At 33.4% G+C, this 8,083-nt stretch carries 9 protein-coding genes and 1 pseudogene; 5 read left to right on the forward strand and 5 right to left on the reverse strand.

The features are described from left to right. Positions 1 to 53: 53 nt before the first annotated feature. The 3 genes from LJE08_RS05575 (at position 54) to LJE08_RS05585 (ending at position 4,911) form a co-directional block, all read left to right on the forward strand. On the forward strand, positions 54 to 1,568 hold the full coding sequence (locus tag LJE08_RS05575) for an LTA synthase family protein (RefSeq protein WP_227402653.1): 1,515 nt from the start codon (positions 54 to 56) through the stop codon (positions 1,566 to 1,568). Then, the gene (locus LJE08_RS05580) at positions 1,568 to 2,467 is read left to right on the forward strand and encodes a diacylglycerol kinase family protein (RefSeq protein WP_227402654.1); all 900 of its coding nucleotides are present in this window, start codon (positions 1,568 to 1,570) and stop codon (positions 2,465 to 2,467) included. Before LJE08_RS05575 ends, LJE08_RS05580 begins: the two co-directional genes overlap by 1 nt. A gap of 92 nt (positions 2,468 to 2,559) precedes the next feature. Next, positions 2,560 to 4,911 (forward strand): N-acetylmuramoyl-L-alanine amidase, encoded by a 2,352-nt coding sequence (locus LJE08_RS05585; protein WP_227402655.1) that lies wholly within the window; start codon positions 2,560 to 2,562, stop codon positions 4,909 to 4,911. Positions 4,912 to 5,143: 232 nt separating this feature from the next. On the opposite strand, the pseudogene LJE08_RS05590 reads toward LJE08_RS05585, so the two are convergent. From LJE08_RS05590 to LJE08_RS05605, 4 genes and pseudogenes are all read right to left on the reverse strand, one after another. Beyond that, a pseudogene (locus tag LJE08_RS05590) lies at positions 5,144 to 5,986 on the reverse strand (transposase); the annotation flags it as partial. Between the two features lie 38 nt (positions 5,987 to 6,024). After that, a complete protein-coding gene (locus tag LJE08_RS05595; RefSeq protein ID WP_227402662.1) occupies positions 6,025 to 6,252 on the reverse strand; it encodes a hypothetical protein in 228 nt (75 codons plus the stop codon). After that, positions 6,192 to 6,425, reverse strand: a complete 234-nt coding sequence (gene tnpB, locus LJE08_RS15260; protein ID WP_227402657.1) for an IS66 family insertion sequence element accessory protein TnpB — start codon at positions 6,423 to 6,425, stop codon at positions 6,192 to 6,194. Before tnpB ends, LJE08_RS05595 begins: the two co-directional genes overlap by 61 nt. Next, the gene (locus LJE08_RS05605) at positions 6,409 to 6,606 is read right to left on the reverse strand and encodes a hypothetical protein (protein WP_227402658.1); all 198 of its coding nucleotides are present in this window, start codon (positions 6,604 to 6,606) and stop codon (positions 6,409 to 6,411) included. The genes tnpB and LJE08_RS05605 overlap by 17 nt, the downstream gene beginning before the upstream one ends. Positions 6,607 to 6,734: 128 nt before the next feature. Between LJE08_RS05605 and LJE08_RS05610 the strand changes: the two genes are divergently transcribed. Together LJE08_RS05610 and LJE08_RS05615 are read left to right on the forward strand one after the other, a co-directional pair. Continuing rightward, positions 6,735 to 7,019: a hypothetical protein gene (locus LJE08_RS05610; RefSeq protein WP_227402659.1), complete on the forward strand. Its 285-nt coding sequence runs from the start codon at positions 6,735 to 6,737 to the stop codon at positions 7,017 to 7,019. 88 nt (positions 7,020 to 7,107) lie between these two features. Further along, the gene (locus tag LJE08_RS05615) at positions 7,108 to 7,515 is read left to right on the forward strand and encodes a hypothetical protein (protein ID WP_227402660.1); all 408 of its coding nucleotides are present in this window, start codon (positions 7,108 to 7,110) and stop codon (positions 7,513 to 7,515) included. 55 nt (positions 7,516 to 7,570) lie between these two features. Here LJE08_RS05615 and LJE08_RS05620 read toward each other — a convergent pair whose 3' ends face one another. Then, entirely contained in the window at positions 7,571 to 8,059 is a 489-nt protein-coding gene (locus LJE08_RS05620) for a transposase (protein ID WP_370633238.1), read from the reverse strand. Positions 8,060 to 8,083: the final 24 nt, after the last annotated feature.

Raw genomic sequence — 8,083 nt, forward strand, 5'->3', positions numbered from 1 at the left:
AAAGGAACTCTTTTTTTACGTTATAAGGTATATAAAAATAAAGGATATTAGCTATGAAAAGAAGAAGGTTGATTTCAGTATTAACAGTAGTTTTAGTTTTTATAGGTTTATTTTTGGTCCAAGTTGCTAAATGGGTGCCAAATACTTTTGGGAATATTCCATTTGAGCAAGTTGTATTTCATTTATTAGTACCAATGGAAGGTACAGACATGTCTTTTGTAGAAAGCTTCATTCAAGAATGTTTACCAATACCTGCAATTGTGTCTGGTTTACTTTTACTATGTTGTATTTTAAAAGACTGGAAAGTTAGTCGGGATATAAAAGAAGGCGAATTTAGACATGTTCGAAATAATGTTCTAATTATTATTACATCTTTGTCATGCTTATTTGTATATGTATTTGGAATTGCAGATTGTGTGCATGCGATTGGAATTGATCAATATTGGTATAATGTATCTCATCCTTCTAAGTTATATGAGGAATATTATGTGAATCCATCAAATGTGAAATATTCATTTCCTGAAAAGAAGAGAAACTTAGTTTATATTTTTATGGAGTCTATGGAAACAACATATGAAGATTTTGAACATGGTGGAGCTTTTGAAGAATCAAGAATTCCAGAACTTACAGAACTTGCAGACAATAATTTAACATTCTCTTATGGAAATAATGACAATAATGGCTTTTTAGTGCCTTCTATGTCTGGATGGACAGCAGCCGCTATGGTTGGACAGACGAGTGGGATTCCTTTAAATATTCCGGTTGATGGGAATAGTTATGTCAGTAAAGATAGCTTTTTACCCGGGTGTTATTCAATTGGAGAAATATTAGAAAATAATGGATATCAAAATGAATTGTTGATTGGTTCGGATGGTGAATTTGGAGGACGTGAGTATTACTTCAAACAACATGGAAATTTTAATGTTGTTGATTATAATTCTGTAATTGAAAATGGTTGGATTGATAAAGACTATCACGTATGGTGGGGTTATGAAGATATTAAATTGTTTGAGTTTGCGAAAACAGAACTTACAAATTTAGCTAGTAGCGGACAACTTTTTAATTTTAATATGTTAACTGCTGATACACATCATATTGGTGGTTATCCATGTTCTGATTGTGAAGATTTATATGGAGATCAGTATTCGAATGTAATCCGTTGTTCAAGTAGACATGTAGCGGCATTAGTTCAATGGATTCAGGAACAACCTTGGTACGAGAATACGACAATTGTATTGGCTGGAGATCATAAGAGTATGGATCCAGATTGGTTTAAGGATATTGAAGAGTCTGGATATACTCGTAAATGTTTTTATGCAATTATTAATTCGGTTGCATCACCTACAACTCAAAAATCTCGTAAGATTTCAACATATGATTTATTTCCAACTACATTGGCAAGTCTTGGTGTTACATTTAATTCAGATAGACTTGGATTGGGTACAAATTTATATACGGATGAAGAAACGTTAGTTGAAAAACTAGGCTTCAAAAAGTTTGATAAGGAATTGACTCGTCATTCAAATTATTATGATAAATATATTTTGTATGGGAAGGGGAAAGATTAATGGTGAGAAAGAGAGTATTACTATTGATCAATCCGAATTCTGGTAAGAAAAACTCAAAGGGTCAATTGTTAGATGTGTTAAATGAATTCTCGTCTCATGATTATCAAATGGAAGTATATGTATCTCAAAAACATATGGATATCTGTCACTATATTGAAGACTATGGTGAAAAGTATGATGTTGTAGCTGTATTTGGTGGGGACGGTACATTGAATGAGGCTACAAATGGTTTGATGAAGTTAGAACATAAGCCAATCATTTCTTACTTTCCCACGGGCACTATGAATGACTTCGGAACTAATTTTGGTCTTACTAATGATATGTTGCAATGTGCAAAGATTGCTTGTAAAGAAAATGTAGAGTCTTTTGATGTGGGTAAGATGAATTCTCGTTACTTTAATTATGTGGCTGGCTTTGGAGCGTTTTGTAATGTGAGTTATGAAACAAAGCAGGAATTAAAGAAGCAATTAGGGAATATGGCTTATATTATTAAGGCTTTGCATGAAATACCTAACTTACATCCGTATCATGTGAAAATGAATATAGATGGACAGGTATTTGAAAAGAATTTAATGTTTGGATTGATCATTAATGGGAATCGTGTTGCTGGATTTGAAATGGTTGAGCAAGATGATAATACATTTAAGGATGGTGTATTCGATATTATTTTAGTCGAACATACACCTAATTTATTAGAACTTTATAATTACCCTTTAGGAGTATTACATCCTGAATTAAATATGAAGTATGTTGAAAGATATAGGGCTAAATCCATTACGATTGAATCCACTGAAAGATTAGCTTGGACATTAGATGGTGAAGAAGGGGAGTCAACATTAGTTGCTCATATAGATAATTATCCTAGAGCTTTACAGATATATGCCAACGAAAGAGATTAGTTTCTCTTTCTTTTTTTGGTTATTTTACATATCTTTTATTGAAATTGAAAGCGTATTTTATTAAAATGTATTTTATGAAAGGGGGATAGATAATGAGTAAAAGATTTAAACCGGTATTGGCATTAGTTTTAAGTTTGTTTATGTCTGTTTCTACATTATCAAATACATATACTGTTTTTGCAGAGGATGAGAGTACTGTACAAACAGATGAACAAACAAATGAAGAAAATTCAACGGAAACTACAGAAGAGAGTGAAGAGGAAACACAAAGTGAGGTAACTGCAGCTCCTACTGAAGATGAAAAACTAGGTGATTCAAGTATGATGGAATATTTCTTAGTAGAAAATCCTGTGTTGAATTCACCTGCAACTGAAAATTTTGTTTTATCAATGAATGATGCGAATGGATATTCTGATTTCAGTATTATTGTTCAAAAGATGGATGGAACTACTTTTGATTTAGAGGCTAGTGAACAAGTAGATAAATTGGTTAAGTTCACAAAGGATTTTAGTTCGGCAGATAAAGGTGAATATAGCGTTACAACACTTCATTATTCTTATAATGGTGAAAAATATTATTTAAACTTTAGTGATTTAGGTATGGATGTTAAGTTTGGTGTGGATCAAGAATATGCAGGATATGATGAGACATTACCGGATATGACACAAGATGTTACTGAAGATGATGAGTTAAATAGTGCAGTTGTTCAAGTAACGAATCTTGATGATGCTTCTGAAGAAGTGGCAGATGGTATTATGGATTCTGAGGCGGCTATGGCTTTGATTGATGAAGATTCAGATATTGCGACACAATCTAATGAGGGTGTTACTATTTGTTTGGATCCAGGTCATGGTGGAAATGATAGTGGGGCAATTGGAATTAATAATGTATATGAAAAGAATTTAACATTAAAAATTGCTCAGTATTGTAAACAAGAATTAGAAAAGTATAATTGTCATGTTGTGATGACTCGTACAGGAGATACAAATCCTAGTCTTGAAGATCGTGCAAATTTTGCAAAATCGCAAGGCGCACAATATTTGATTAGTATTCATTTGAATTCAGGAAGTGGATACGCTGTAGGAGCGGAAGTGTATTATCCAAATACGAACTGGCGTCCTGATATTTCTCAAAACGGAAAAAATGTAGCACAAGCGATTCAAAATCAATTGGTGTCTTTAGGTATTCGTGATCGTGGTATTAAATTTAGAACAATTGATACGAATGAGTACCCTGATCCATTTAGATATGATGATGGTTCTGTTGCAGACTATTATGGAATTATTCGTAATGCAAAATATAATGGATTAACAGGAATGATTATTGAGCATTGTTTTATTAATAGTGTATCTGACTACAACAATTATTTAAATTCAGATGCTAAGTTACAAAAATTAGGTGTAGCGGATGCAAATGGTATTGTTTCAGCATTGGGTTTAACTAAAAAAGATACAAAGACTTTGATTACAGGTGCAACAAAAACGAATGTATCACAGATGGTAAATTATTTTATTAATAATGGTGGTACATATGACAAGTTCTCTAAGTATGGTACTCAATATGATGGTATCTTAGCTAAAAAGGGTGCTGCAAATATTGAAGCGTTCTGTCAAATCTTCTATGAAGAAGCAATTGTTGAAAATATTCGTCCTGAAGTTGCATTCTGTCAGGCTATGAAGGAAACGGGTTTCTTACAGTTTGGTCATGATGTAAAACCAGATCAATGTAATTTTGCAGGTCTTGGTGCTACGGGTAATGGTGTTGCTGGGAATTCTTTTGCGAGTGTTCGTGAAGGAATTCGTGCTCAAATTCAACACTTAAAAGCTTATGCAACAACAGATAATTTAATTAACGCTTGTGTAGATAGTCGCTTTAATTATGTAAAACGTGGTAGTGCTCCATATGTTGAATGGTTGGGTAAAAAAGAAAATCCAACTGGAGATGGTTGGGCTACTGGAGCAAACTATGGTACTGATATTGTAAATCGAATGAATGCATTACTAAGTACAAAATATGTTTTATTGGGTTCTGGTGATATGTACCGTGTATACAATCCAAATAGTGGAGAACACTTCTATACTTCAAATAAGGCTGAAAAAGATCATTTAGTAAATCTTGGTTGGAAGTATGAAGGAATTGGTTGGAAAGCTCCAACTGTGTCAAATTATCCAGTATATCGTTTGTATAACGCAAATGGTGGTGAGCACCATTATACAATGAATGTAGCTGAAAAAAACAGTTTAGTAAAACTAGGATGGAAGTATGAGGGAATCGGTTGGTTCTCAGCTGATCCTAATGATAGTAACAGTGTTCCATTATTAAGAGAATACAATCCAAATGCTTTCTCAAACAATCATAACTATACAATAAATGCAAATGAACACAATTGGTTAGTTTCTCTTGGCTGGAAAGATGAAGGAAAAGCTTGGTACGCTACTAAGTAAATTAATTGCCGTATGGGTTATTCCAGGCGCAATAAATTTGGATGGGGTTAGGTGAATTTGCTCTCCAAGAATTTAAGGGGCGACATATCCCCAAAACGGTTTATAGCTGATATTGGGCTCAGACAACTTTTTAGTTGTCTGGGTCCATTTTTTCAATTATTTGTAAGCGTCAAATTTGAAGGTGGTACAAATAAACTGCTGACGAATATATAATAAAGCCATCCTTGCTGGATCACACTTGTGAGTTGGCTTCATTAAGGATGGCTTTTATTTCGCTCTTTGATAATGTTCGGATATAGCTTGGTAGTTCTCGACTGTATGGCAAATACTTTCTCAGTTCTTCTTTATTTGTTAAATCTAATTTTGGTAGATTTTCAAATGAATGAGTAAAGTACATGTATGGATTCTGTTTATTTTCTATACAGCTGATTACTAATGAATAGATCATGGCACTCGCTTGTGCTCCATGTACGCTTACGCTGAATTTGCATCGATTTCGTATGACTACAAATGGGCGTATACTTCTTTCACAGCTTGTATTGTCATGTGGGATGATCGCATCATTTGTAAATTCCATAAATCCTTCTTTGTTGTTCAATACATACTGGATTGCTTTGCTCATGGAATATTTGCCTTTGTTTCTTGGTCCGATTTCTTCAAGCCACGATAAAAACTTCTCAAACTTTGGCTTGAGTTCTTCTTTTCGTCTCTTTGTGATATATTCCATTCGCTTTTCAGGATTCGAATATTTTTCAGCTGCTTTTTCATCAATAAGATTTGAATGGTGGATGATTTCGTCATATTTCTGTATGGCTTTTGCCTCATCGCTCGTTTTTCGTTCCTTATTGTTTGGAAGCAGTTTATATGAATCCTTGAATTTCCTTAAGGCATGGACATTACACAGACATCGAATTACGTTTTCGACTTTATTGTATCCGTCGTATGCGTCTGATTCTAGATATCCGCTATATCCTTTTAGGAATTCTTTTGGACAGTCTCCTGATCTTGTAGAATGGTAATCATACAGTACAATCGGCACTTCATGCTTATTGGAACGATATACCCACATATAGGATGTGGATGTACTTGGTTTCCTTCTTCACTATAGATTTGTTATTTTTCACAGATATCTTCACCTTCTGGTACAGACAGATATTCATCTACTTTTGGCAGGTGATCATAAGACAAATGTTGTTCCTTAGGACGGCGAACTCTTGTGTGTTCACCAACTGTTATTACTTCTTCAATTTCTGAATCTTCTACTTTTAATGCCTCTTCTTCTATATCATCAAATAAAGTTGGCATATCCAGTGCAATCTGATCAAGCCGTTTCCATCCCATTCTAAAACTTTGATTGTTGTCTTTGTTCGGTTGCAGAAGATAAATATAGAAGGGCTGAAAGGATCAAGAAACATTTGATACTGAACAATATTACTACATCCGTCGATTGATTTTCTTAGATCCGTGGCTCCAGGAGCTAAATAAATATTTTCGATTTTAGAAAGATCCAGCATGATTCATCCTCTGAATAAACTCAAAAATCAAGTCCATGTTTTCTTTTGTCAGACAGAAAGAAACACCCTTGTAACGAACAGTACAATTATTACCGTTTCTAGTTTTATCATCTAATACATTCACTTTAACAAAATCGAAAGTGTCTGGCTCATCCTTGTGTACATTGTTGATCTTAGCCATGTAGTTTAATCACCATATCCTTACGCAAAGATTATGTCATGTCTCAACTATATTTTGTACCACCTTCAAATTTGACGCTTACGTTGATTTAGCGATAAAATAAGCCTATAATAATATGAAAATAAGTGGTGGATGAAGATATCTCAAAAATTTCAGCAACAGATTTAGAAAGACAAATTTTTGAAAAGGAGGAAATTCGAGTTGTGATAAGAGCGCGTAAAAACGAAGAGTTTGAAGAATATGTTTATGATCGGAAAGCGGCGACCAATACAAGTATGACGGATTGGTATAATAATCGATTAAAACCGATTTTGGGAGATAAATATGACGCTGATATAATTGATGGGTATGGAAACAATCCTCATGGACGAACTAAATTTGAAAAGGTCAGAAATAGTTATGCAGAGAAGTAAAAGTTAAATGGGACTTTGTTGATGGCATGGAGGTATTATTTGTTTTTGTTGAGCCATTTTTTACAACTGATTTTGCGAAGGAGAAGATATGAAAAGTATAGAAGATATTTATCAAAAAAAGCGGGTATCATATGATCCGGAACATTACAAACATATTAAGTTGGAATTAATAAGAGAAATAAACAATAATCGTGAAAATTTAAATGCATATAAAATGGTTTGCGAAAGTTATGAAGTACTTAATGTTAATGTTGTAGTAACAACAGTTATATTGTCTTTTGCTGCATTTATATTTAGCGTACTGCCCGAGGAACTTGTAAATAAAAATGCAGCAAATTTTCCGTGGCTTATAGTAATTATTTCATCTTTTGCAATAATTTATATAGCATATAAAGGGATTGCTATGAACAATAAAGAGAAAAAATGTAAGCAAATTTTGAGTGTTTTGAAAGATATTGAAAAAGAAGTATTTACTGATGAAGTTACACAAGAGTAAAAGTTTGACTTAACTAGCAATTTGGTGACTTTGCCATAATTCTTCTTTTTATCACTTATGCGAACAACCATTCGTTTTTCAAATCCTTTAAGCGAGTGATCTTATAGATGTTTTTCAATCTAAGTAGTACATACTGTAGCTTTTCTGTGTTATCCATTCCTTGCGTTTCTCTTTGCATGATACAAAGAGCATTGTATCGATTTATATATTTTGATGCTACCCCTTTATATTTTTGCAGCCTTTCTTCAATCAATTTGTGGAAACTGTTCACTGTATTTAAATGATTGAATTTATCATATGACTCATGACTGATTAACACTTTCTTAGTACAGTTCTTACTTTCTAAAAGTTCGTTGTAACTGTTAGAACCATCTAGCATTACAAAAGATTTTGATTCAAGACATTCACCAAATCTTAATAGATCTAGAGATGATGGCTTGCCATAATTTAATGTTCTGGCAATTGTATGAGTGAATCTCTGTATTGCAGTGATGATGCATATCTGCTGATTCGAATAATCCTCTTTTTGTAGCAGGTGTTCCACGATGTTTAGGTTCTACTCCATCAA

Origin of the sequence: Holdemanella sp. DFI.5.55 (assembly GCF_020593575.1) — a bacterium.
GTDB lineage: Bacteria > Bacillota_I > Bacilli_A > Erysipelotrichales > Erysipelotrichaceae > Holdemanella > Holdemanella hominis.

Excerpts from the sequence above, each read along its gene's own strand:
- LJE08_RS05605 (WP_227402658.1), bottom strand. The coding sequence starts at position 6,606 with ATGGCTAAGATCAACAATGTACACAAGGATGAGCCAGACACTTTCGAT.
- LJE08_RS05580 (WP_227402654.1), top strand. The coding sequence starts at position 1,568 with ATGGTGAGAAAGAGAGTATTACTATTGATCAATCCGAATTCTGGTAAG.
- tnpB (WP_227402657.1), bottom strand. The coding sequence starts at position 6,425 with ATGCTGGATCTTTCTAAAATCGAAAATATTTATTTAGCTCCTGGAGCC.
- LJE08_RS05615 (WP_227402660.1), top strand. The coding sequence starts at position 7,108 with ATGAAAAGTATAGAAGATATTTATCAAAAAAAGCGGGTATCATATGAT.
- LJE08_RS05585 (WP_227402655.1), top strand. The coding sequence starts at position 2,560 with ATGAGTAAAAGATTTAAACCGGTATTGGCATTAGTTTTAAGTTTGTTT.
- LJE08_RS05595 (WP_227402662.1), bottom strand. The coding sequence starts at position 6,252 with ATGGGATGGAAACGGCTTGATCAGATTGCACTGGATATGCCAACTTTA.
- LJE08_RS05575 (WP_227402653.1), top strand. The coding sequence starts at position 54 with ATGAAAAGAAGAAGGTTGATTTCAGTATTAACAGTAGTTTTAGTTTTT.